Origin of the sequence: Acinetobacter seifertii, from assembly GCF_016064815.1 — a bacterium.
GTDB lineage: Bacteria > Pseudomonadota > Gammaproteobacteria > Pseudomonadales > Moraxellaceae > Acinetobacter > Acinetobacter seifertii.
Genome location: NZ_CP065820.1, coordinates 1287302 through 1310937 on the forward strand (window position 1 = coordinate 1287302; position 23636 = coordinate 1310937).

Sequence of the window (23636 nt, forward strand, 5' to 3'; positions counted from 1 at the left end):
GCCTGATCCTCCATAGACTTTTTAATGAGATAAATTAGTTGAGTATATTTAGACCCTTAAATTTCTCTAAAAGTTGCTCTTTATTTTCAATATGCGCAGGGTCTGGTTTTATGCAATCGATAGGGCAAACCGCCTTACACGTAGGCGCATCGTAAAAGCCTACACACTCGGTACAACGAAGTGGATCAATTTCATAAACTTTGCTCCCTTCAAAAATAGCTGTATTGGGACATTCCGGTAAGCACATATCACAGTTAATGCAGTCACTCGTAATCAAAAGTGCCATGTTTAACTCGCTGAATAAGCCAATGTAGATGCAGTAATACTTTCTTTCGCATGCGGCAAATTGCGTACGAGTAGGGCATAACTGATATCAACATTTTGTAAGAGTGGAATTTCAACAAAATGCCCCGAACCTTTAGCATCTGTAATTGGGTTACCTTTTAAATCGCGCATTTCGGTTAAGGTAAATGTGATATTGCCTTGAGGTGTCATGAGTTCAAGTGAGTCGCCAACCATAAAACGGTTTTTAACTTCAATGCGAATATAATCACCGTGACGTTCTAAAACTTCACCACAAAATTGTTGATAGTCAAAGTGTGATGAACCATCGGCATAGTTTTGATATTCGCTATGCACATGTCGTCTTAAAAAACCTTCGGTATAACCGCGATTTGCCAACCCTTCGAGCTGAGTCATTAAGCTTGGGTCAAATGGTTTACCTGCTAATGCATCATCAATGGCTTTTCGATAAATTTGAGCAGTACGCGCACAGTAAAAATAGGATTTAGTACGACCTTCAATTTTCAGAGAGGCGATGCCCATTTTGGTTAAACGATCTACATGCTGTACGGCACGTAAATCTTTGGAGTTCATAAAATAGGTACCGTGTTCATCTTCTTCGGCAGCAAACATTTCTTCATCATTACGTTGTACTAATAGGGTTTGAGCCGAGGCTGTTTCTGATTGCGCTGATGAGCAGCAAGCCTTTTCTGACTCATTGAGCTGAGTGACTGGAATCACATCACCATTCAAATCCTCTTGGGCTTCATGCAGCTTATAGTCCCAACGGCAAGCATTTGTACAAGCACCTTGGTTGGCATCACGTTTGTTCATGTATCCAGAAAGTAAGCAGCGACCTGAGTAGGCCATGCATAGTGCGCCATGCACAAAAACTTCAAGTTCAATATCTGGCACATGTTGCTGGATTTCTTCTATCTCTTCTAAAGATAACTCACGTGACAAAATGACTCGGCTTAAACCGTAATCTTTCCAGAATTTAACAGTGGCCCAGTTAATGGCGTTGGCTTGAACCGATAGATGAATTTGCACATCAGGAAAATGCCCTCTCACCAGCATAATTAAGCCCGGATCAGACATAATGAGTGCGTCTGGTTGCATAGCCACAATTGGTTCAAGATCACGAATAAAGTTTTTTAATTTGCTGTTATGTGGCTGAATATTCACCACAACATAAAACTTTTTACCTAAAGCATGAGCTTCATCAATTCCGATTTTTAAGTTGTCATGATCAAAAGCATTATTACGCACACGTAAACTGTAACGTGGTTGGCCTGCATATACGGCATCTGCACCATAGGCAAATGCATAGCGCATGTTTTTAAGTGAACCTGCGGGAGAGAGAAGTTCAGTATTCATAAAATAAAAGGCATAAAAAATATATGGTTTTATTTTATTAACTCTGCATTTTTGATTCAACCTACTGAATTAGTAGGAATTTGGCCTATATCTTTTTGTATGGGTAGCATATTTTTTGCTAGCTCTCCTAAGCGCATCAAAGCATTTAACATTTTGGGATTTAACTCAAAACAAGCTGCAATACGTAAACAATGACTAAAACGTTTATCAGCCGAACATAAAATTCCCGGCATACATAAGATTTTTTCATCCATAGCTTGATGAAAGAGTTCCAGCGTATCAATAGATTCGGGGAGTTCTAACCATAAAATAAATCCAGCTTGTGGGCGACTGACTCGAGTACCGAGTGGGAAATAACGACAAATATAAGATTTGATGGTATCAATTTGTTGTTGATAGCGTTTTTTGAGCTGACGTAAATGCAGGTCATAACCACCATTTTCTAAGAAAAGTCCTAAGGTTTCGGTGAGCAAAGCAGGCTCGGCTACTGTTGTTGTAAATTTTAGCTGCTGCACAATATTACGGAAGCGCCCAGCTTCTAACCAACCGATTCGATAGTCGGGTGCTACAGTCTTGGTGTAGCTACTACATACCAACACCCATCCATTTTGATCAAATGCCTTAATGTTGGGTAAGAGAGGTTCGGCTAGTTGCAATTCGGCATACATGGCATCTTCAATGACGGGAACCTGAAACTGATTAGCTAGCTCTGCCAAGCGACGGCGGTTGCTTTCAGGCATGCTGAAACCGAGGGGATTGTGTCCTGTTGGAATCGTTAATATGGCTTGTACACTTTGAGATTTTAAGAGTTCTTCAAGTGTATCTAGACACATGCCTGTATGTGGCGAAGTGGGAACTTCTACAATTTTTCGGCCTAAATTATGAAGAAGCGGGTACAGGTTATGAAAAGTAGGAATCTCAAGAGCAATGCTGTCACCTGCTTGTGTGGTTGCCATAATCGCAAGACTCAAAGCCTCCATTGTGCCGTGAGTCAGCACAATATCATCTGCTGAAAGAAACATACCAAGTTGTAAACTTCGCCTCGCAATTTGTGTACGTAAACGCATAGAGCCGGGTGGCAAAGTATAGTTTTTAAAAATGTCTGGCTGCGTTCGTAAAACTTGAGCAGTTAAGCGTTTTAAGCGTTCAATTGGATAGAAGTTTTCACCTGTAGGGCAAGCTAAGGCTAAATTGATATAGTCAGGGTCCATCTGTTTTTTAACAATTTGTGCGAGAAAACAGCTAATTCCTGAAAGAGATACTTTTTCTTCACTGACATAACGCTCTTCGAGTTCTAATAAGTTTGAAGGCGCATGACAAACATAGTAGCCAGACTGTGGGCGAACTGAAATTAAACCTTGGTCTTCAAGCTGACGATAAGCTTCTTTTACGGTGTTAATGCTGACCTGATAATGATTTGCGCAGTCGCGAATTGATGGTAAGCGAGAGCCGATAGGCTGTCTGCCATTCTGAATTTGCAGGGTGAGGTCATCACTCACTTTTTTATATTTGTACATGTCAATTCATTAAAAAGTCAAAGCAATGGATACACTTTATAGTGATCTTTTATTTAACTCAAATATTGTGATTGCTTTTGATTTGTCGGTTTATTCATAATTTGAAATTAGAAACTGTGTCTATTATTTTTCATATGAACTGATACTGTGACCATTAAAAATAAATCAGTAAGATCAAAAAATGGTAAGGATTTAAAAGCCATAATTTTTAATTACAAAATCAGTAGGAGTGGTCTATGTCTGTTGTTGCATTTAAACAAGTTGATGTTTTTACTTCGCAAGCATTTAAAGGTAATCCTGTTGCAGTCATTATGGACGCCAGTGCCTTAACATCTGAACAGATGCAGGAAATTGCGAATTGGACTAATCTTTCTGAAACGACATTTGTGCTCCCTGCGACCGATTCTCAAGCTGACTATCAGGTTCGAATTTTTACTCCACAAAGTGAGTTGCCATTTGCTGGACATCCTACAATTGGTACTGCCTATGCTTTGCTTGAAGCAGGCCTCGTGACACCTAAAGATGGTAAACTGGTACAGCAATGTGCTGCGGGTTTGGTGACTCTGACCGTAAGTGACTCAAAGCATATTTCATTTGAACTACCTAAGCCTAAAATTACTCCACTTGACCCAATGCACACTGAAAAACTGGCTGAAATTTTAAAATGTCAGATTGATACTCAATGGAATGCAGCATTGGTTGATGTGGGTGCGCGCTGGATTGTCTTACAAGCTGTAAACGCTAAGGCTGTTTTAGATAGCCAACCCGACTTTGCTGCTTTAAAAGAACATGATTTAGAAATGAAAGTTGGTGGAGCGACGGTTTATGGTTTTTATGAAAATAATGATGAGCAAAAGCATATAGAAGTCCGCTCATTTGCCCCTTCAATTGGAATCAATGAGGACCCAGTTTGTGGGAGTGGGAATGGTAGCGTAGCTTCATTTATTCGTTACCACGGAATTTTGCCAGCACGAAATGATGTGGTGCTTTCTTCACAAGGTCGGGCTTTAGGCCGAGATGGACAGCTTCAACTTGAATTGCACCAAGATAAAATTTTAGTGGGTGGAACCGCTGTTACCTGTATTGATGGCAGTATCACCTTATAAAAAGAGATATAAAAAAACCGAGGACTTAGCCTCGGTTTTTTTATTTAGAAAAAGCTTATTTTTCTACGAACGCACGTTCAATCACATAGTCGCCCATTTCACCCATACGAGGTGATTCAACTAAACCATGTTGATCAAGTAATGCAGCAACATCTTTTAAGAATGCAGGGCTACCGCAAAGCATTGCACGGTCAGTTTCGCGGTTAAAACGTGGTAAACCAATTTTTTCAAATAAAGCGCCAGTTTCAATTGCAGTTGTTACACGGCCTTGAGTGTGGAAAGGTTCACGAGTAACAGTAGGGTAGTAAACAAGTTTGTCTTTAATACCTAATTCTTCAAAGAATTCATGGTTTGGTAATTCGTTCAAGATTAGGTCTTGATACGCTAATTCAGAAATATAGCGTGTACCATGAACAACGATTACTTTTTCAAAGCGTTCGTAAGTTTCTGGGTCACGAATAATTGATAAGAATGGAGCAAGACCAGTACCAGAAGATAAAAGGTACAAGTTTTTACCCGGTAAAAGGTCATCATGAACCAATGTACCTGTTGGTTTTTTAGAAACTAAAATTTCGTCACCAACTTGTACTTTTTGCAAAATCGAAGTTAAAGGACCGTCTTGTACTTTAATTGAGAAGAATTCTAACTCTTCTTCGTAGTTCGCACTTGCAATCGAATACGCACGCATTAACGGTTTGCCATTCACTTCAAGTCCGATCATCACGAACTGACCATTTTTAAAACGTAAGCTAGAGTCGCGTGTAGTTTTAAAACTGAAAAGGGTGTCATTCCAGTGGTGCACATGAGTAATGCGTTCAACGTTAAAAGCAGCCATTAAAGGTCTCGATCACGATTAAAAGAAAACAGATTGCTATTCTAATCTAATTTCATTCCCGATAAACTGAATATATTTAATTGTGTTTATAAGAAAAAGTGATGATGAACTCTGTCACCCTCCCAATAGTCGGGCACATGTGCTCACCTTTTCGAGAAAAATTTGGTATTCCACGTCAGCCCAACTTGGTCAATATCGAGTCTTATATCGAAATGGTAGAACCTTATAATGACTTATTGGCTTTTGAGGGAATTGAGCAATTTACCCATCTCTGGCTCATCTGGCAGTTTCATGACAATAAAAATCAGGAGACTGCAACTAAGTTTCGACCTCAGGTTCGCCCACCACGTTTAGGGGGGAATGAAAAAATTGGTGTATTTGCAACACGCAGTATGTATCGTCCAGCGCCTGTAGGTTTATCCGTAGTACGTTTAAAAAAGGTTGAAAAAGTCGGTAAGTCTTTAAGAGTGTATGTTACGGGCAGTGATTTACTAAATGGCACGCCAATTTTAGATATTAAACCTTATATTCAATATTCAGATGCCATTGCTGATGCTCAAAGTGGCTATGCACAAGCTGAACCAGAACGAAAGCAAGTTATCTGGTCGGAAAGTGCACTGACTACTCAGCAAAATCTTCTAAAAAATAAAAAAATTAACGGGCAATATCTGGATGAATTAGAGCAAGTTCTAGGTTTAGATCCAAGGCCTGCCTATCAAGAAGACCCTGAACGAGTCTATAAAATGAAGTTTTCTAATTTTGATATTCATTTTAAAGTGAATGATAATGTAATTACAGTAGTTGATATGGTAGAAGATGTTTTACTCGCTTAAACATCTCATTTCAAAACCAATGTATGTTCATCCAGAGCAGGCAAATTAATATCGCCATGTGAGTGAGTTGTGCGGGAATAAAAGCAAGGGCATAGCGCATTCCACCTGAAATAGCCGAATTAATGCTCTTGGCAATTGCATGCACTGCAAAACCACTCATAAAAGCGATTAGTAGCGATGTGTGAGCGTTATTCGGTTCTCCTTGTACAATTACTGCTGCAATAGCTGCATGTATTTCGAATAAAGAGGCAAGTAAGGTCCCTGCGATTAAGCCTGCATTTCCTAAATATAGACTTAGGCCATAAACACCAATCTGAATGAGTGTGAGTGTTCCCGCAATAATCACGGCTTCTTTTAAGCTGAACATTCTGGAGTCTAATTCGGCTGAAGTCGTACTTGGTTCCGCCTTACGCAATAAAATAAAAGCCCACACCGCTAAAAAAACCAATGCAATCAGCATTGGAAATATAATGACTTTGAACCATGCTAAGCTAATTCCAATCACAATAATTAAGGTCTGAATGAGTGTAGAAACACACGACATTAATGCAGCACCTGCATTTGTGGTGGCGTTCGCACGACCAGAACGAACTTCTAAACCTAGAGTTGCAATAGTCGCTGTACTCGATACAAAACCAGATGCTAAAGAAGAAAGTAATAGAGCATTTTTCGACGACAAAAGCCGTTTTGCAATATGTGCGAGCGCTTGTACAAATAAGATCAAAGTGAGTAATTTTAAAATCACATGAGGATTTAGAACTGGACCCCAGAAAGGTTTATTGGGAACTAAGGGTAAGGCAATTAAAAGTAATGCCAGTAAAAAAATCCCATCACGCAATTCGGACTCGGTAATCCACTGACTGGCAATACCATGCATCGATTGTTTTGCTAATAAAATAATTGTCATGATGACGGCGAGACCCGCAGCTAACGAAATATTCCAGATACAAAGCGCTCCTATAAAATAAGTCATAATAAAAGCGAGTTCTGTCGTAACACCGGGGTCATTCGGCTGATTTTTAAGGGAGACTATGCTGATTGCGCCAATAAGTAGAGCGCCTACAATTCCAATTTCAGTACCAAATAAAAAGCAGATTGCACCAAGTAGGGAGCTAATTGCAAAAGATCGAAAACCTGCAAAAGTCTTATATTCGTGTTTGAGCTTGCTTCTTTCACGTTCCAAACCGATTAATAACCCGCAGCCCATTGCCGCTGCAATAATAGTGATAAATTCTTCAAAAGATGCAGTTTGTAATGACATTGTCATTGGAAGATTCATAATACTTCCTCATTGGTTTATTGTTATATACAGGTGTTAATCATATTTAAATCATGTATTCATATGCAGTGTATGCTTTTTATTGTATTGAGCCTAGTCTCTTTTTTAATCAAACTATCACAATAAATATCTTTGTAAATATGATTTATGCCACAAAAAAATAATAAGTTGAGAATTGGTTTAATTAATTGAAGTTAAAAGGTATTTAAAAGCTGAATTTGGAAATTTTCATACCAGTTAAATCTAAAACATCTCTGCTATATTATAAAAATATATTGGGGATAACACATGAATGCACATGTAGAAATAGACGCACATTGGTGCCTAGAACAACTATTACAAGAAGGCCGTATTACTGAGCGTGATAAATTACTGGTACAAACGACAAATAGACAAAAAGATCAATTGAAATGGCATCCATTACAGTGGATTGCGCATTTTAATTTAAAAGATCAACACCACGTACAGGCACATTTAAGTTTAAATCGCCTGTGTCAATGGTTTGCTGATCGGGCGCAATTGCCATTATTTGTGATTGATCCTTTAAAGGCAGATGTCAGCGCTTTAACTCAAGTCATGTCACAAGAGTTTGCGATTCGAAACCACATTTTAGCTGTAGAAGTCCACGCGGACCGAATTGTGATTGGTACCGACCAGCCTTTTAAAATAGATTGGTTAAACAATCTGGAACGAAGTTTGGCACCGAAAAAAATTGAACGGGTACTGCTAAATCCTGAGCAGTTGCAACGTTACTTGCGAGAATATTATCAGGTTAGCCGTGCAGTAAATTCAGCTCAAAAAGATGCTGCGCATGACCGTGATAACAAGGGGGTAGAAGCACTTTTACAGCTTGGTGATAGCCAAAACCCTGATGCCAATGATCAACACATTGTGAAATTGGTCGACTGGATTTTACAGTTTGCATTTGAACAAAGCGCCAGTGATATTCACATGGAACCACGCAAAGACAATGGTAAAGTTCGGTTTCGTATTGATGGCGTTTTACACACTATTTATAACATGCCTTCAAATACACTGACCGCCGTGATTTCCCGAATTAAAATTTTAGGGCGGTTAAATGTAGCGGAAAAGCGTAAACCGCAAGATGGTCGCTTAAAGACACGCACACCTAAAGGGCAAGAAACTGAACTCCGTTTATCGACGTTGCCAACAGCGTTTGGTGAAAAACTGGTGATGCGTATTTTCGATCCAGATGTATTGGTACGTTCCTTTCAGCAATTGGGTTTTGATCAGTCTTTATTACAACAGTGGCAACGCATAACACAAAATAGTCACGGTATTATTTTGGTTACTGGTCCAACAGGTTCTGGTAAAACCACAACGCTATATTCTTCTTTAAAGCAACTCGCAACCGATCAAGTCAATGTCTGTACCATTGAAGACCCGATTGAAATGCTAGAGCCTAGTTTTAACCAAATGCAGGTCAATAATGCAATTGATCTGGGCTTTGCTGATGGTGTGCGTGCCCTGATGCGTCAAGACCCAGACATTATTATGATTGGGGAAATTCGTGACCAAGACACTGCGAATATGGCTATTCAGGCGGCACTCACAGGGCATTTGGTACTGTCAACTTTACATACCAATGATGCGCCGTCTAGTTTGACTCGTTTACACGATTTGGGCGTGCAACCCTTTTTAACAGCAGCGACTATTTTAGGTGTATTGGCACAGCGTTTAGTGCGACAGCTTTGCCCGCACTGTAAGCAACAAACTCATATTAATGAGGATGAATGGCAGCACCTAACATTCGACTATATTATGGAAATGCCAGAAAAAGTCTATCAAGCAGTAGGCTGTGAACAATGCCGTCATACAGGCTATAAAGGCCGAGTCGGTATTTATGAATTTATGCCTGTTAGTCTTGAGCTTAAGCATCTAATTGGTAGTCACGTAACATTAAATGAACTAAGAAGCCAAACGAAAAAAGAAAGTGTGGAGCCTTTGCGAATTGCGGGAGCGCATAAAGTGATTGACGGGCTTACTACTTTGGAAGAGGTATTACGTGTTGTGCCTTTAAATTAAATTTTTCTTAAGATTCACCTCATTTATGCTTGTTTTACTGATGTCATTCCAAGATGTAATCAAATAGGTGATTTTATGAAAACATTTAAAGTGATCTTGATGACAGCTATTACTGGTATAGCCATAGCACATCTATCTACGAGTCAGGCAGCAGCTATACCTGCAACGGTCACTACTGTTAAGCAAGCGTTAAAGGCAAAAGACAATACGCCTGTAAAATTACATGGGCAAGTGGTGAAGTCTATAGGTGATGAGAAATATCAGTTCCGAGATAAAACAGGCACTATCATTATTAATGTAGATGATGAACTTTGGCAGGGTCATCCTATTTCTCCAACGACTAATATTGGTCTGGTTGGTGAAGTCGATATAGACTTTAAACCCTCAAAACATGTAGAAATTGATGTAGAGCAAGTCCAATTTTAAGCATTGGACTTTGCTTATACCATTTATAGCCGCACGAATGATGCGGCTTTGCTTTTTTAATAAATGCTTGGCAAGATCAAGTCAGAATATAACAGGATAAATAGATGAGAATTTTGCTTGCAGAAGATGATCGCTCTCAAGCGGAAAGTATTCAATCTTGGTTAGAGTTAGATGGCTATCAAGTCGACTGGGTTGAAAGAGGTGATTACGCGCTTACTGCGATTGAACAGCATGACTATGACTGTATTCTACTTGATCGAGGTTTGCCTGAATTGGCGGGTGAAAAAGTCTTAACAACAATACGTTATAAACAAAAAAATGTACCTGTCATTTTTATTACAGCGCGTGACAGCATTCATGACCGAGTAGAGGGGCTAGATTTAGGTGCTAATGACTACTTGGTTAAACCTTTTAGCTTAGAAGAGTTATCTGCCCGTATTCGGGCTCAATTACGTAAACAAACTTTGAGTCAGCAATCGGTTTTAACTTGGGGAGATTTACATCTTGATACTCAAGCGAAAGTTGTATTATTGGCTGGAATCTCTATTGATTTAACAGCAAAAGAGTTCCAAATCTTACGTAAGCTCATGGTTCATCCTGAACATATTATTACGCGTGATCAGTTAGAAGAAGCGCTCTATGCATGGGGTGACGAAATTGAAAGTAATGCGATAGAAGTTTTTATTTATCAACTTCGAAAAAAAATCGGCAGTAGCAGCATTAAAACCATACGGGGACTAGGCTACCGTATGGGAGATTTAAAATGAAACTGAACCGTTCATCTTTACAGTCTCAACTGGTTAAGACCACCATGTGGAGCAGTATAGTGGTAGGGCTGTTGGCTTTAGGTTTGCTGACTATATTCTCGATTTACCACAACATGTCCGTGCAAGATCAAATTATGGATGAAATTTCAGATACTTTGTTGGTTTCTGATCTTTCTAACCATCCTATGAAGCAGTTTGATGAGCTTAGTGATGAATTTGATATTCAGTATGAATTATTAAACTCTGGTCAATTGCTTACTCATTCTCATACTTATCAACATGAGCTTTTTGAGCAGGGTAATTTATCCAAAGGGTTTTCATACTTTTGGTTTGATGGTCAATTATGGCGTAGTCTAGCCACACAGCAAAAAGATTCAGAGCTGCAAGTTGAAGTCTTTCAGCCCATGAGTACACGTGTTGAAGAGGTACTCAAAGCACTCGCTGGATATAGCGGTCTTATGGTTATGTTCTGGCTATTACAATGGGTGATTGTAAGCTGGCGTACAGAACAACAATTGGCGGCTTTAAATCTACTTTCTAAACGTATTGCTCAAAAAACTGCATCAAATTTAGAACCAATTCAAGACCCGGATGTCATTACAGAAATTCAACCAGTCATAGATGCTTTAAATCAGTTACTTGCAAGACTCCAACGGGCGCTTATTGCTGAACAACGCTTTACCGCAGATGCCTCACATGAGTTACGTTCACCTTTATCAGCAATACAAATGCGGCTTCAAGTTTTACAGCGTAAATACCAGCATGTTCCAGAGCTTGACCAAGACTTTGAACGCATCCAACAAGACGTTTCAAGAAGTACAAAGATTCTTGAAAATTTACTACTACTTGCTCGTTTAGAGCCTAATGAAACAGAACAGCCAGATCTGTTTAAGAGTGTGATTGATTTAAACCATATATTGGCTCGAGTCATAGAAACCGTAAATATTGATGCGCAAGCCAAACAAATGATGATTGAGACCAATATTTTGTCAAATCAAACCAAAGTATTTGCGAATGAAGAGTTACTCTTTATTGCTTTTCGAAATCTATTTGATAACGCGATTCGCTATAGTCCTACTTTAGGATTTATTCATGTTGAACTGAGTCAGTCCCAGCAACAACTGAAAATTTCTATAGAAGACGCTGGAAATGGGGTAGATGATGAAGTTTTAAGACGTCTAGGACAGCGTTTTTTTCGGGTATTAGGTACGCAGCAGCAAGGGTCAGGACTAGGGCTCTCAATTACTAAAAAAATTATTCAACTCCATAGTGGAGAACTACAATTTATGCATGCAAGCCAAGGTGGTTTAAAGGTTGAAGTGATAATGCCTTTTAATCAGGAAATACAAAAATAGCATGGTTGCCCATGCTATCCATTTTTTGTTTTCCCACGAATATTGTTGAAACGCGAGGGTGGTTCTTATTTAGTTAAAATGAGACGGTTATTGCGTGTAAGGCGTAAACGATATTCCTCGCCAGCATGCATAATTCGAATTTCACGACCTAATGCAAATAGGTTGTTAGAATGCAGCATTGGTAAGGCATGAGCTGAGTCAGTGTTACGAGTAAATAAGCTAAAAGGTGCGTTCATTTGTTGTGCTCCGTGGTATATTCTTGAACGATTTAAATGATAATCATTATCGAATAGATCTGTCAATGAGATTTTAAAGAATTTATAAATTGATAAAATTTGCTTACACTTGTGAAAAACTTGAGTGAGTAGAAAAATGCCTAAACCGATAGTCGATGTCGCAATAGCTATCTTAATTCATCGTGGGAAAATATTAGTTGGATGGCGTGGGGAGCAGCAGCATCAAGGTGGTAAGCATGAGTTTCCAGGAGGAAAGGTCGAGCATGGTGAAATACCAGAAGAAGCCTGCCGCCGTGAAATTTATGAAGAAGTCGGTATTGGTTTAAAAGAATGGCATCAATTTGATTATATTCACCATGAATATGACGACATTATTGTCAATCTTCATTTGTTCCATAGCTATGTACCTGATGAATTATTAAATCTTATTCATCAACCTTGGACATGGTATACGCGTGATCAGCTAGTTAAATTAAACTTCCCAAAAGCCAATAAAGACATCATAAAAAGATTGTATTGGCCGCATTTCATTAAAATTAATTCTACGCTCGCACTAGCCGAAAATGAGGACACTTTAGTGTATTGGCGTAGTGAAAAAGATAGTTTTAATCCAGAAGATATAGAAAAGTTAGCGCTGTTAAATACAGAGCAGCTTTCAAAATTAATCATAAATATCGATATTTGGCGCAGACTAAAACCTGAGTTAAAAAGCCACATAAAAACAGTTCATCTTAAACAGTCTCAATTAATGAGTTTGCATAAAGGTGATTTAGAGGTGGGAGTGCGTTTTATTGCAGCTTGCCACGATGCAGTTTCTTTACAACACGCGCAGCAAATCGGCTGTGATGCTGTTTTTGTAAGTCCTGTCAAAGTAACTGAAACTCACCCAGAAGCGAGAGCACTAGGGTGGGATCGTTTTGCTGACTTGATTGAGAAATGCCAGATTCCCGTATTTGCTTTGGGAGGTATGAGTCCTGATGATTTAGCCACAGCACAGCAACACGGTGCGTATGGCTTGGCAGGTATTCGTAATTTTTAAAAAGACATAAAAGCATTAAAAGCTAGAGCGCTTTTAATGCTTGCTGAGCTTCTTGAATAGTTTTTTGGTTATTGCGTTGTTGCCCAGCTTTTAAAATGGTTAGCCAAAGCTGTTTTTTCATCGCTTGGCTTTGAGCAAAGCTTAAACCACGTCTTGCAAGAGACTCAGCATTAGCATATTGCTGTTTATGATTTGCACTAAGTGCTAAAAATAAATAAGTCTCGGCGGCTTGTGGTGCTAAACGCTGCGCTTGAAGGGCGTAGCGCTCAGCCTCCGACCATTGCTGGTTTTTGTAAGCTTGCTCAGTTTTTTGCATTAACGTTTTAAAAGCAGGTAATTGGCTTCCATCATCATTAAAGCGTTGGGGCTTTTTCTGCTGAGGAACAATCACCTGTAAACTTTTACGTTGAATATCTGGATGATCATAAGGTGTAATTTTTACACCAGATGGTGTCTCAGTACTCTTTTTTTCGGCAACAGGTGGTATTTTCTCTTTTGGGACTGAATGATCTGGTAAAGTTGTACAGCCGACCATAAGTACAGCACCAATATAAAAAACACCCTTCTTTAACATATCCTGTTTCCTGTTAACACTTAGTTGTTATAACTACCACTAGAAATCACTCGTGTGTTATTCGACAGATCTTGTTCCATCTGACTTTCACTATCACGAATATAGCTATCGCTATTATCCGGTTGAGATGCTGGTGCTGTGTTATCACTTTGTGGTGCGTATGTTGGATCAACTTGATAATAAGGTGCTGCACATGGCGTAGCACGATGTGGAACTGTATGCGTCAGCATAGGAATATACATTGCGCCAGCACAAGCTTGTGCAGACAAATCACCTGTTGCATGATCAATCCATTGCCACTGTACAGTGTCTGGTTGACGTAGATTTACTGGGGTTTGACGTAACTGTTTCATCACATTAATCCACACAGGTAATGCTCCAGATGAACCAGTTAAGCCAGTTACTTTATTGTCATCTAGACCTAACCAGACTACAGCAACATGGTTACCTGAATATCCAGCGAACCATGAATCACGTGTATCGTTGGTTGTACCTGATTTACCAGCCAATTTTAAAGTAGGTGATAAGCTGTTATAAGCTGCACGACCAGTACCTGAAGACATAACCTGTTGTAGACCATAGTTCATGATATAGCCAACAGATGGATCAATTGTTTGTTGTACGTTTAAACCATAACGATCAAGTAAACGACCCTTGGCATCTACTACAGAACGAATTGCACGAGTTGGATATTTAAAACCACCGGTAGCAAAGTTTTCATAAATACCGAGTACTTCCATTGGTGACATATTAACTGCACCAAGGAAAATAGAAGGGTAGGCTGGAATTGGTGATTCGACACCAAATTTCTTTAAGTTGTTGGTAAATGTAGATAACCCAAATTCTTGACCTAAACGCACAGCAGAAAGGTTATAAGAGTTCGCTAAGGCTTCACTTAAACTTACAACGCCATGACCACCGCCACTATAGTTTTTCGGTGTCCAGCTTTTACCACCATCTACAGGAATGCTAATTGGTGCATCTTCGATCTTGCTTGCCCAGTTATAACGTCCAGACTCCATTGCACTTAAATAAATCACTGGCTTCAATAGGGAACCGACTTGACGTTTTGCATCTAGAGTACGGTTGAATCCAGTAAAGTCTTGAGTCGAACCGACAGCTGCAATCAATTCACCGTTTTCTGGATGTGCTATGAGCACAGCACCTTGCAAGTTTTTCAAACGAGCAGGGTTGCTTTGACTAAGACGTTCTACAGATGCTTTAAATGCATCTTGAACTTGAGTTTGAGCAATTGGGTCCAAGGTCGTAAAAATACGTAGTCCTTGATTTGTTAAATCACTCTCTTGATATTCGGTACGTAACTGACGACGTACAATATCTAAAAAGTCAGGGAATTTTGCAGGGCCTAGGCTTGGTTTATTTAGAATACCTAAAGGACGTGCAATTTCAGTTTCATATTCTGCTTGAGTTAAATAACCCATTACACGCATGTTGTTTAATACTGTATCGCGACGATTTTTTGCTCCTTCAGGGTTTTTCCAAGGGTTATATAACGATGGCCCCTGAACTAAACCGACTAAATAAGCTTGTTGTGCGACATTGAGTTCACGAAGTGGTAAACCAAAGTAAAATTGTGAAGCTAAGCCATAACCATTGATTGAATAGTTACCATTTTGGCCTAAATTTACTTCGTTTAAATAAGCTTCTAAAATTTCATCTTTGCTGTAATGCAACTCAATAAGTAAAGCCATTAATGCTTCATTCACTTTACGTTTTAAGGTGCGTTCAGGTGTTAAATAGAAGTTTTTAACTAACTGTTGTGTGAGTGTTGAACCACCTTGGCGACGTCCTCCAGTGACATTACTCACCAAAGCACGTGCTGTACCACGAATCGAGATACCGTGGTGGTGATAGAAGTTGCGGTCTTCGGTAGAAATTAAAGCTTCAATCAGTGGTTTAGGAACACTATTAAGTTTAATCAGGACACGGTCTTCATTATGCTGGGTATAAATGCCCCCAATGAGTAAAGGTTCTAAACGGGCCACACCTGTTGATGATGGTTTTGTACTACGTACATCTGCGACCTGATCGTTTGCAAAGCTGAGCTCTAAAACCTGTTCAGGTTCTACGCTATCACCATAGTCGAAACCACGTGTATGCACATACATGTTGCTACCTTGAGCAACAAAGGTTCCTGACTTGTCATAATTACTTGAAGTTTTGTAACCTAATAATTTTAATTCTTGAGTGAAATTGGCTTGGGTAATGGGTGCATTATTATAAATTTCCAAAGGCCGAGCAAACACTTTGGCCGGAATGTCCCAGCGCTGTCCTTCAAATTTTTCACGAATAATATTATCTAAACGAATCAGATAGATACTAAGAGCAATAAAAGCACCAATCACCAAAATTGAAAAAATTAGCGCGAAGAAACCGATACCACGTTCAAACTTCATATAAATGAGATAAAACCCTAAACAATACGCTAATGATGCGATAGCTTGTCATCAATTTGCAATGATAAAACTGTGAATAAATTGAAAACTTAGATTGAATTTTACTGCATCTTGTTGTTATGTTTTTTTAAATTAATCAGGATAATGTTATGATAGCGTAGAATCGCAGCGGAGCTTACTCATTCGTGCAAATTTCACATAAGTCCTTCAGAAACGTCGGGTTAATTGGTCGACCGGATAAATCATCAGTTGTAGAAACACTATGTTTAATTCATGACCATTTGCTAAGTTTAGGCCTAAACCCCATTTTTGATCAGGAAACTGCCGAATTAGTGCCCTATGATCATGCGCAAGTTGTTAGTCGTCACTTATTAGGTGAAGTCGCTGATCTGGTCATTGTAGTAGGTGGAGATGGTTCTTTGCTTCATGCAGCCAGAGCTTTAGTTCGCTACAATACACCTGTTATTGGCATTAACCGTGGGCGTTTAGGATTTTTAACTGATATTAAGCCTGCGGAAGCTATTTTTAAACTTGATCAGGTATTACAAGGTCATTTTCAACTTGATCGCCGTTTCTTGCTTGAAATGGAAGTACGTACTAATGGTGAAGTCATTTACGACGCAATTGCTTTAAATGATGTCGTACTACACTCAGGTAAGTCGGTACATATGATCGACTTTGAACTTAATATTGATGGTCAATATGTTTACCGTCAGCATAGTGATGGTTTAATTGTTTCGACACCAACAGGATCAACTGCTTATGCATTATCAGGTGGTGGCCCAATTTTACATCCAAGTATGGATGCGATTGCATTAGTCCCTATGCACCCCCATACATTATCTTCACGCCCAATCGTAGTTGGTGGGCAAAGTGAAATTAAAATTGTCATTCGCGAAAACCGGGTATTACCGATGGTGAGTGCAGACGGACAGCACAGTGTATCGCTCAATGTCGGTGATAGTTTGCACATCCGCAAACATCCATTTAAATTAAGTTTATTACACCCACCAGGTTATGATTTCTATATGGCTTGTCGTACCAAACTGGGTTGGAACCAAGATTTTGAATCTTTTCAAAGAGATGAATCATGAATATTGAACAAATGCTATCTGTTTTAAACCCTGAAATTGTCGAGCGTTTAAAAACAGCCGTAGAGATCGGTAAATGGCCAAATGGTGTTGTTTTGACAAAAGAACAGCGCGAAACATGTATGCAAGCTGTGATTGCTTGGGAGTTAAAGAACTTACCGGAAGATCAGCGTAGTGGTTATATTGACCGCGGAACGAAAGAAGAGGGTGAAGAGTGTGATGATGATCATCACAAGCATGAGCCTGAATTTAAACCGATTCGTTTTGTTTAAAACTCAATCAGACAGAAAAAATTATTTTTGGTTATTCCATACAGCCTTATATAGCATGTTTTTCATAACTTATAGCATATAGGCTTTTATTACTTTTGAAGGATCAAAAGTAACCAAAAATCCTCTGTATCACTGACGATACTTCCTGTATCGCAGTGATACGGTCGACATCCATGTCGACCTTCACGATAGCATCTGTTAACTACGAATTAAGATTGCTTAAATTTCGTGTTTCCCATAGCACTTTTGCTTTTTGCATCGCTTCTTCAAAGCTAGCAACAACGCCCATCGTATATAACGCAATACCCATGGTTTCTGTTACTGCCATTTCACCATATTCATGATGCTGCTGACCAAGCCAGACCGCTTTAAACGTTGCTAAATCTAACTCTTCTTCAATTGGGCTACGTTCAGGCGTAAGCTTTGGCAACTCATGTTCATAGAGCTCACCATTTTTAATACCACAAATGAGAGTTTTAGCATCGGGGTTTCGCTCAAATTCACCGCCTTCACCTTTAATGACTGCACTATTTTGATAGCGTAAGCGAAGCGCACTATGCTGATGAGAGGTTCTATACGCTGGATGGAATATCGCTTGTAAGGTGGCTTTCGCATTAAATGGGTTAATGAGACGAGCCAAAGTATGAATAGGTGAGCGTAAGCCCATCACATTTCTCAAAGAAATTAAATCGCTTAAAACAGGTGAAATTACATCTAATGGTAAGTAAGCAAAATTCTGTTCGGCTAATTGTGTGCGGACTTCTTGTTCAGAATGGCAAATTTTATAATCTAAATATTCCAAAACTTGTTCGGTATAGACTCGGTTAATCGTATGCCCAGAAGCGCCATGCATGACGATTTTATAGCCGTGATGCGCAAGTGTCAGGGCAGCTAGTAAAAACCAAGGATAATGTTTACGTTTGCCTGCATACGATGACCAGTCTAGGTCAACGTCTAAAGGTTGAAAATTAAGTTGGTCTTTTGTGGCTTGTACAAAGCCCGCAAGCTCATCAATGGACTCTTCTTTAACACGTAGTAGCATTAAAAAAGCACCCAACTGAACATCAAGAACTTCGCCTTTTAAAATCATGGTAAATGCTTGATAGGCTTCTTCGAAAGTCAGTGATCGAGATCCGGTTTTCCCCTTACCTAAAATACGGACATATTGCGCAAAGGGATGTTCAGCATCTTTATAGATATTACGTTTAGTATTCATGGCAGTTCAAAACAGTAAAAATAAGGGGTATGCAGCTCAAAATGAAATGTCTGCAAGTGCTTATCAATATGACATAAAAATCTGCTGAAAAAATATCAAAAGTGTTTGTCATACTAAAGTCTTAAGGCCGCATGGGTGTTTTTTATACGTATTAGCCAAAAATTTAACCGAATCGTGATTTAATTCGAGTAAACTTTCATGTGCTTTTTTGAGCACTCATATCATAATTTTCTGTGATTCTCCTATATCTTCAGCTTTTTATTGAAAAAGTAAGAGGTTATTTCTGGCTACTCAAAGTGGTTGGAAACTTCAGGTATTCTCCTGTTTTAGAAAACAGCTTTTTTGTTTTCGTTGAGGTAATAGGAAGGTTTTTTGTTATTAAAAAACCGTTTCCCTTTTGCGGTGTTCATGTGAAAGGTTAGGGCTGTGTATTCGTAAAGAATAGACGTTTCATTTTGATATTTCCAACGGACTTGGAAATATAGATTGAAGTAAAGTTATGGCTAAAAAACCGATTTATAAATCACTTTATTTTCAGGTGATTATTGCGATTATTGCGGGTGTTTTGGTAGGGCATTTCTCTCCAAGCACAACGCAAATAGTGAATGGTGTTGAACATCATATTCCAGGTTTAGGTGAGCAACTCAAGCCATTAGGTGATGCTTTTATTCGTTTGATTAAAATGATCATCGCACCTGTTATTTTCTGTACAGTGGTGAGTGGTATCGCTGGTATGGAAAGCATGAAGTCAGTTGGTAAAACTGGCGGTGTTGCATTGTTATACTTCGAGATCGTTTCAACAATCGCACTTTTGATTGGCCTTGTGGTGATTAACATTGCAAAGCCAGGTGTAGGAATGAATATTGATCCTACAACCCTAGACACTTCAGGTATCCAAAAATACGTTACTTCTGGTGAGTCACAATCTACCGTTGATTTCTTAATGCACATTATTCCTGACACGGTTGTAGGTGCATTTGCAAATGGTGAAATCTTACAGGTCCTTCTTTTTGCAATTCTATTTGGCTTTGCACTTCATAAGTTAGGTGATGCAGGACGTCCAGTTTTAAAGTTAATTGATCAAATTGCACATGTATTTTTTAACATTGTAAATATGATCATGAAGCTTGCTCCATTGGGTGCATTTGGAGCAATGGCATTTACTATTGGTAAATATGGTGTGGGGTCACTCGTACAATTAGGGCAACTTATTATTTGCTTCTATATTACGTGTCTGCTCTTTATCTTCTTGATTTTGGGTACAATCAGCCGTATCAGCGGTTTTAGCATCCTTAAGATGATTCGTCTAATTCGTGAAGAACTCTTAATTGTGCTTGGTACTTCTTCTTCAGAATCAGTCTTACCACGTATGCTGCGTAAACTTGAGATTGCAGGTTGTGAAAAGTCTGTCGTCGGTTTAGTTATTCCGACGGGTTACTCGTTTAACCTTGACGGCACTTCAATTTATTTGACGATGGCTGCAATTTTTATTGCTCAAGCCACAAATACACAGCTTGATATCCAGCATCAAATTACTTTGCTTTTGGTACTTTTAATTTCATCTAAAGGTGCAGCAGGTGTAACAGGTTCTGGCTTTATTGTTATGGCGGCAACTTTATCTGCTGTTGGTCATATTCCAGTTGCAGGTTTGGCATTAATTTTAGGTATTGACCGTTTCATGTCAGAAGCACGTGCTTTAACCAACCTTGTTGGTAACTCTCTAGCAACAATTGTGGTTGCTAAATGGGTAGGTGCTTTAGACAAAGATAAATTAAATGATGCATTAAATAATCCAGAGGAAGTGGATAGAAAAATGCTTGAGCCAAAAAGTGTTGTTGCTGAAGCATCTCACTAAAAATTATGATTGATAAAAAGGGAGCTTCGGCTTCCTTTTTTATTGGCTGACTGAAAAGTACAGTTTTAATGAGCAGCTATGCCATGACAGTAACTCAAAAAATGATTAGCATGCTCAGCAATGAGAATTGATAAAACAATAAAGCTGAAGGAAAATATTATGTTGGCATACGATGCAGATTTAGAATTATTTCGTGATAATTTTAAACGTTTTATGAATGAGCATATCGCTCCACATTATGACCAATGGGAACACGAAGGAATTATGCCGCGTTCAGTTTGGAATAAATTGGGCGAAAATGGCTTTTTATGTGTAGATGTTCCAGAAGAATACGGGGGGTATGGCGTTCCAACTTACTATTCATTAATGTTGGTTGAAGAATCTGCTCGAGCCGGTTTTTGCGCATTATCAACTGCTATTTCTTGTCACTCTGAAATTGCTGCACCTTATATTTTACACATCGGGACAGAAGAGCAAAAACAATACTGGTTACCAAAAATGGTTACTGGTGAAGTGGTTGGTGCTATTGGTATGACTGAACCGGGTGCTGGTTCTGACTTACAATCAATGCGTACGAGCGCCATTTTGCAAGATGACCATTATTTGTTAAATGGTTCAAAAACCTTTATTTCAAATGGTCAACATGCTGACCTTGTGGTGCTTGCAGTAAAAACTGATCCTCAAGCGCGTGCAAAAGGCGTGTCATTATTATTGGCAGATACTCATCTAGAAGGTTTTAAAAAAGGTACCAACCTCGACAAAATCGGTCTGCATTCTCAAGACACATCTGAGCTATTTTTTGACAATGTTAAGGTTCGTAAAAACCAGTTACTCGGTCAAGCTGGGCAGGGGTTTGCTTACTTAATGCAAGAGTTACCACGTGAACGTACAGCCATTGCATCTACCGCTATTGGCGCTATTCGTGGTGCAATTGATTTGGCAACGGCTTATGTAAAAGAGCGTCATGCATTTGGTCAACCTATTTCTCAGTTCCAAAATACTCGTTTTGTTTTAGCACAAGCAAAAATTGATGAGCTTGCTACGGCTGCTTTTTACGAGAGAAACGTTGCTCTATATCAAGAAGGTAAGCTAGATGTGGAAACAGCAGCCGCACTCAAAAGTTTTAGTACGGATATGCAAATGAAAGTCGCAGACAACTTGCTGCAACTCTTTGGTGGCTATGGTTATATGACTGAATATCCGATTTCACGTTTCTTTGTAGATGCTCGTATTCAGCGTATTTACGGTGGTACAAATGAAATTATGAAAGAAATCGTAGCACGTGGATTAATTGGCAAAGCTTAATTAAATAGTTTTAAAAAAAGCCTACCTTTGAGTAGGCTTTTTTATATTACCTATTTGTTAGTTCGATAAATGACAGGATAGTCTTGTTGTTTGGGTAACTTGTGTAAGGCTTGATTGATCTTTCTTAAAAATGCATCGGCTTCATCTTGACGAAAAGAGTCTTCGGTATATTTGCTACGTTTTTGATTGATGCCACAACCCGTTATTTCCATATTTTCAGGATTAAATGACCAGTCATTTGGATTCTTTAAGTTAATGTCTAAATCACTTTCACAGCTTTTCCATAAATGTAAAAACTCATTTGATAATTCTGTTTTAAATCCTCGTGCTGGATAGACCGAGAAGCCTTTTATTTCAGGGTTGGAAAATTGTATAAACATGTCTAATGGCATACCGCCCCAAATGATTGCTGTATTTTCTGGTAAAGCAATGACTGATAAATTTTTCTCATTTAAAGCATGTTTTTGCTCAAATTTTTGCTTGAAAGCTTGCGACTGATAGGTCAGTTTTGTTTGGGCTGGGATTGGAATACCACGAACTTGATTGCTGGTAGTTGTCATATAGTACGGAGAATTATCAGTACCATTACATCCTGCGATTATCGGACAACCGCTACAAGCCGTTAAACTATAACTTGCAAGACTCAGTAGACTTAAGACAATAATTTTATTCATTCTATTTTACTGTTCTTTTAACATCTCTAAGCAGTATAGCCAATCTAGGCTTTAAGATGGGTTCAGCATTTTGAAATTTGAGTAATTTCTTATTCCGCTGCCTTCTCACTCTGTTCATCAAATAAAGATTTGCAGCTTTCTAGATCTTTGCACGAAGCAAACATAAGGGCTTTAGGTAGACTTGCATACAAATTTGTAATGTGTTGCTCGGCAGGGTTATAAAAATGCCAATAACTAAATTGGTTTGAACGTTTGTTTTCTAAAGCTTTAAAGAAATCTGTTTCATTAAACTTATTATTAGATTGAGTACGAGGCCCACCTTGCTCATGTGTACCGACTGTGGTCATGAGTAAAGGAGAATGATTTGGTTTCTGACTTTGCCAATGATTTAACTGCTGAAATAACATACCTTGATCAAACCACAGAGAAGGGCTTGCAGCGAAGTAACGTTGAAATGCATCTGGCTTTTGAAAAAAATGATAAAGCACAAACAAGCCTCCAAAAGAGTGCCCATAGATACTTTGTTGCTGACTATTAATTGGAAACTGTTGTGCAATTTCAGGTTTGAGTTCGTTATTTAAAAATGCAATAAATTGATCAGCACCACCATATTTATATTTACCTTGAGCCTGAAATTCAGAAGAAGGTTTTGGTGTGTAATCGTAAGCACGCTTTTGCACATCAAAAGTTTTTTGCTGAGGATAACCAACCGCTACAATCATAAGTGGATCAAGTCCTAATTTTGTAGAGCCAGCGCCAATCGACTGAGCAATATTGACAGCACTTGGGAAAGTTGCATTTCCGTCTAGTATATATAGTACCGGATACCCATGTTGTGGTGGGGCAACAGGTGGTTTATAAATTTGAATAAGATAATCATGGCCTGTATTTTTAGATTTGATTTGGAATTGTGCCTGATTATTTTGAAAAACGATTTTTGATTGATTTTGTATAGGCGTTTCAGCTAGAACATTACTGCTTATTAAAGTACTCAAGATAAAACTAGAAGAAAAAAAGAAAAATGATTTATGCATAACAGATGAAAATAAAATTTATTACTTAAATCATAAATGAAAATCATTATCAAATAAAGCTATCAAAAGAATGTCCGCAAAAAGGTTAATGAAAAAAGCT

The 23636-nt window shown here is 38.7% G+C and carries 22 protein-coding genes; 11 read left to right on the forward strand and 11 right to left on the reverse strand.

What is annotated here, in order from left to right:
• Nucleotides 1-34: 34 nt before the first annotated feature.
• Genes I8T81_RS06055 through I8T81_RS06065 form a run of 3 tightly spaced genes read right to left on the reverse strand, consistent with a single transcriptional unit; the run spans nt 35 to nt 3182 of the window.
• Nucleotides 35-286 (reverse strand): YfhL family 4Fe-4S dicluster ferredoxin, encoded by a 252-nt coding sequence (locus tag I8T81_RS06055; RefSeq protein ID WP_068933474.1) that lies wholly within the window; start codon nt 284-286, stop codon nt 35-37.
• 2 nt (nt 287-288) lie between these two features.
• The gene (gene trhP / locus I8T81_RS06060; protein ID WP_198072357.1) at nt 289-1659 is read right to left on the reverse strand and encodes a prephenate-dependent tRNA uridine(34) hydroxylase TrhP; all 1371 of its coding nucleotides are present in this window, start codon (nt 1657-1659) and stop codon (nt 289-291) included.
• Between the two features lie 56 nt (nt 1660-1715).
• Nucleotides 1716-3182: an aminotransferase-like domain-containing protein gene (locus I8T81_RS06065; protein WP_191013284.1), complete on the reverse strand. Its 1467-nt coding sequence runs from the start codon at nt 3180-3182 to the stop codon at nt 1716-1718.
• Between the two features lie 230 nt (nt 3183-3412).
• Here I8T81_RS06065 and I8T81_RS06070 point away from each other — a divergent pair, with 230 nt between their 5' ends.
• A complete protein-coding gene (locus tag I8T81_RS06070; RefSeq protein WP_134261895.1) occupies nt 3413-4282 on the forward strand; it encodes a PhzF family phenazine biosynthesis protein in 870 nt (289 codons plus the stop codon).
• A 55-nt stretch (nt 4283-4337) separates the two neighbouring features.
• On the opposite strand, the gene I8T81_RS06075 is transcribed toward I8T81_RS06070, so the two are convergent.
• Nucleotides 4338-5117 carry a ferredoxin--NADP reductase gene (locus tag I8T81_RS06075; RefSeq protein ID WP_134261894.1) on the reverse strand — a complete coding sequence of 260 codons (780 nt, stop codon included), beginning with the start codon at nt 5115-5117 and terminating at the stop codon, nt 4338-4340.
• Between the two features lie 104 nt (nt 5118-5221).
• On the opposite strand from I8T81_RS06075, the gene tsaA reads away from it, so the two are divergent.
• Nucleotides 5222-5950: a tRNA (N6-threonylcarbamoyladenosine(37)-N6)-methyltransferase TrmO gene (gene tsaA / locus I8T81_RS06080; RefSeq protein ID WP_198072743.1), complete on the forward strand. Its 729-nt coding sequence runs from the start codon at nt 5222-5224 to the stop codon at nt 5948-5950.
• Between the two features lie 10 nt (nt 5951-5960).
• Here the strand turns inward: tsaA and I8T81_RS06085 are convergent, their stop codons facing one another.
• Nucleotides 5961-7229 carry an MgtC/SapB family protein gene (locus I8T81_RS06085; RefSeq protein WP_198072358.1) on the reverse strand — a complete coding sequence of 423 codons (1269 nt, stop codon included), beginning with the start codon at nt 7227-7229 and terminating at the stop codon, nt 5961-5963.
• 288 nt (nt 7230-7517) lie between these two features.
• On the opposite strand from I8T81_RS06085, the gene I8T81_RS06090 reads away from it, so the two are divergent.
• From I8T81_RS06090 to I8T81_RS06105, 4 genes are all read left to right on the forward strand, one after another.
• On the forward strand, nt 7518-9275 hold the full coding sequence (locus tag I8T81_RS06090) for a GspE/PulE family protein (RefSeq protein ID WP_198072359.1): 1758 nt from the start codon (nt 7518-7520) through the stop codon (nt 9273-9275).
• Between the two features lie 75 nt (nt 9276-9350).
• On the forward strand, nt 9351-9701 hold the full coding sequence (locus I8T81_RS06095) for a NirD/YgiW/YdeI family stress tolerance protein (protein ID WP_004700511.1): 351 nt from the start codon (nt 9351-9353) through the stop codon (nt 9699-9701).
• Between the two features lie 104 nt (nt 9702-9805).
• Nucleotides 9806-10468: a response regulator transcription factor gene (locus I8T81_RS06100; protein WP_077162987.1), complete on the forward strand. Its 663-nt coding sequence runs from the start codon at nt 9806-9808 to the stop codon at nt 10466-10468.
• The gene (locus I8T81_RS06105) at nt 10465-11823 is read left to right on the forward strand and encodes an ATP-binding protein (RefSeq protein ID WP_198072360.1); all 1359 of its coding nucleotides are present in this window, start codon (nt 10465-10467) and stop codon (nt 11821-11823) included. The genes I8T81_RS06100 and I8T81_RS06105 overlap by 4 nt, the downstream gene beginning before the upstream one ends.
• A 65-nt stretch (nt 11824-11888) precedes the next feature.
• Here the strand turns inward: I8T81_RS06105 and hemP are convergent, their stop codons facing one another.
• The gene (gene hemP, locus I8T81_RS06110; RefSeq protein WP_000993415.1) at nt 11889-12059 is read right to left on the reverse strand and encodes a hemin uptake protein HemP; all 171 of its coding nucleotides are present in this window, start codon (nt 12057-12059) and stop codon (nt 11889-11891) included.
• A gap of 136 nt (nt 12060-12195) precedes the next feature.
• Here hemP and I8T81_RS06115 point away from each other — a divergent pair, with 136 nt between their 5' ends.
• Nucleotides 12196-13098, forward strand: a complete 903-nt coding sequence (locus I8T81_RS06115) for an NUDIX domain-containing protein (RefSeq protein WP_198072361.1) — start codon at nt 12196-12198, stop codon at nt 13096-13098.
• Nucleotides 13099-13120: 22 nt separating this feature from the next.
• Here I8T81_RS06115 and I8T81_RS06120 read toward each other — a convergent pair whose 3' ends face one another.
• Nucleotides 13121-13672 carry a tetratricopeptide repeat protein gene (locus I8T81_RS06120; RefSeq protein ID WP_198072362.1) on the reverse strand — a complete coding sequence of 184 codons (552 nt, stop codon included), beginning with the start codon at nt 13670-13672 and terminating at the stop codon, nt 13121-13123.
• 20 nt (nt 13673-13692) lie between these two features.
• Entirely contained in the window at nt 13693-16089 is a 2397-nt protein-coding gene (gene mrcB / locus I8T81_RS06125) for a penicillin-binding protein 1B (RefSeq protein WP_198072363.1), read from the reverse strand.
• A 185-nt stretch (nt 16090-16274) separates the two neighbouring features.
• On the opposite strand from mrcB, the gene I8T81_RS06130 reads away from it, so the two are divergent.
• Nucleotides 16275-17183: an NAD(+) kinase gene (locus tag I8T81_RS06130; RefSeq protein WP_002049094.1), complete on the forward strand. Its 909-nt coding sequence runs from the start codon at nt 16275-16277 to the stop codon at nt 17181-17183.
• The gene (locus tag I8T81_RS06135) at nt 17180-17452 is read left to right on the forward strand and encodes a YeaC family protein (RefSeq protein ID WP_002118245.1); all 273 of its coding nucleotides are present in this window, start codon (nt 17180-17182) and stop codon (nt 17450-17452) included. The genes I8T81_RS06130 and I8T81_RS06135 overlap by 4 nt, the downstream gene beginning before the upstream one ends.
• Nucleotides 17453-17654: 202 nt before the next feature.
• Here I8T81_RS06135 and I8T81_RS06140 read toward each other — a convergent pair whose 3' ends face one another.
• Nucleotides 17655-18668, reverse strand: coding sequence for a glycosyl transferase family protein (locus I8T81_RS06140; RefSeq protein WP_198072364.1), 1014 nt, complete (start codon nt 18666-18668; stop codon nt 17655-17657).
• 499 nt (nt 18669-19167) lie between these two features.
• Here I8T81_RS06140 and I8T81_RS06145 point away from each other — a divergent pair, with 499 nt between their 5' ends.
• Together I8T81_RS06145 and I8T81_RS06150 are read left to right on the forward strand one after the other, a co-directional pair.
• Complete coding sequence (locus tag I8T81_RS06145; protein ID WP_049064365.1) at nt 19168-20523, forward strand: dicarboxylate/amino acid:cation symporter; 1356 nt, start codon at nt 19168-19170, stop codon at nt 20521-20523.
• 159 nt (nt 20524-20682) lie between these two features.
• Complete coding sequence (locus I8T81_RS06150) at nt 20683-21828, forward strand: acyl-CoA dehydrogenase family protein (protein ID WP_198072365.1); 1146 nt, start codon at nt 20683-20685, stop codon at nt 21826-21828.
• A 50-nt stretch (nt 21829-21878) separates the two neighbouring features.
• On the opposite strand, the gene I8T81_RS06155 is transcribed toward I8T81_RS06150, so the two are convergent.
• Both I8T81_RS06155 and I8T81_RS06160 read right to left on the reverse strand, forming a co-directional pair.
• Nucleotides 21879-22502, reverse strand: a complete 624-nt coding sequence (locus I8T81_RS06155; protein ID WP_198072366.1) for a hypothetical protein — start codon at nt 22500-22502, stop codon at nt 21879-21881.
• Between the two features lie 89 nt (nt 22503-22591).
• Nucleotides 22592-23536, reverse strand: coding sequence for an alpha/beta hydrolase (locus I8T81_RS06160; protein ID WP_198072367.1), 945 nt, complete (start codon nt 23534-23536; stop codon nt 22592-22594).
• Nucleotides 23537-23636 lie beyond the last annotated feature (100 nt).

What these genes read in the sequence shown, in the direction of transcription:
- I8T81_RS06100 (WP_077162987.1), top strand. Translation starts at nt 9,806, where the DNA reads ATGAGAATTTTGCTTGCAGAAGATGATCGCTCTCAAGCGGAAAGTATT.
- I8T81_RS06070 (WP_134261895.1), top strand. Translation starts at nt 3,413, where the DNA reads ATGTCTGTTGTTGCATTTAAACAAGTTGATGTTTTTACTTCGCAAGCA.
- I8T81_RS06085 (WP_198072358.1), bottom strand. Translation starts at nt 7,229, where the DNA reads ATGAATCTTCCAATGACAATGTCATTACAAACTGCATCTTTTGAAGAA.
- I8T81_RS06115 (WP_198072361.1), top strand. Translation starts at nt 12,196, where the DNA reads ATGCCTAAACCGATAGTCGATGTCGCAATAGCTATCTTAATTCATCGT.
- tsaA (WP_198072743.1), top strand. Translation starts at nt 5,222, where the DNA reads ATGAACTCTGTCACCCTCCCAATAGTCGGGCACATGTGCTCACCTTTT.
- mrcB (WP_198072363.1), bottom strand. Translation starts at nt 16,089, where the DNA reads ATGAAGTTTGAACGTGGTATCGGTTTCTTCGCGCTAATTTTTTCAATT.
- I8T81_RS06145 (WP_049064365.1), top strand. Translation starts at nt 19,168, where the DNA reads ATGGCTAAAAAACCGATTTATAAATCACTTTATTTTCAGGTGATTATT.
- I8T81_RS06090 (WP_198072359.1), top strand. Translation starts at nt 7,518, where the DNA reads ATGAATGCACATGTAGAAATAGACGCACATTGGTGCCTAGAACAACTA.
- trhP (WP_198072357.1), bottom strand. Translation starts at nt 1,659, where the DNA reads ATGAATACTGAACTTCTCTCTCCCGCAGGTTCACTTAAAAACATGCGC.
- hemP (WP_000993415.1), bottom strand. Translation starts at nt 12,059, where the DNA reads ATGAACGCACCTTTTAGCTTATTTACTCGTAACACTGACTCAGCTCAT.
- I8T81_RS06135 (WP_002118245.1), top strand. Translation starts at nt 17,180, where the DNA reads ATGAATATTGAACAAATGCTATCTGTTTTAAACCCTGAAATTGTCGAG.
- I8T81_RS06120 (WP_198072362.1), bottom strand. Translation starts at nt 13,672, where the DNA reads ATGTTAAAGAAGGGTGTTTTTTATATTGGTGCTGTACTTATGGTCGGC.
- I8T81_RS06150 (WP_198072365.1), top strand. Translation starts at nt 20,683, where the DNA reads ATGTTGGCATACGATGCAGATTTAGAATTATTTCGTGATAATTTTAAA.
- I8T81_RS06140 (WP_198072364.1), bottom strand. Translation starts at nt 18,668, where the DNA reads ATGAATACTAAACGTAATATCTATAAAGATGCTGAACATCCCTTTGCG.
- I8T81_RS06055 (WP_068933474.1), bottom strand. Translation starts at nt 286, where the DNA reads ATGGCACTTTTGATTACGAGTGACTGCATTAACTGTGATATGTGCTTA.
- I8T81_RS06160 (WP_198072367.1), bottom strand. Translation starts at nt 23,536, where the DNA reads ATGCATAAATCATTTTTCTTTTTTTCTTCTAGTTTTATCTTGAGTACT.
- I8T81_RS06105 (WP_198072360.1), top strand. Translation starts at nt 10,465, where the DNA reads ATGAAACTGAACCGTTCATCTTTACAGTCTCAACTGGTTAAGACCACC.
- I8T81_RS06155 (WP_198072366.1), bottom strand. Translation starts at nt 22,502, where the DNA reads ATGAATAAAATTATTGTCTTAAGTCTACTGAGTCTTGCAAGTTATAGT.
- I8T81_RS06095 (WP_004700511.1), top strand. Translation starts at nt 9,351, where the DNA reads ATGAAAACATTTAAAGTGATCTTGATGACAGCTATTACTGGTATAGCC.
- I8T81_RS06075 (WP_134261894.1), bottom strand. Translation starts at nt 5,117, where the DNA reads ATGGCTGCTTTTAACGTTGAACGCATTACTCATGTGCACCACTGGAAT.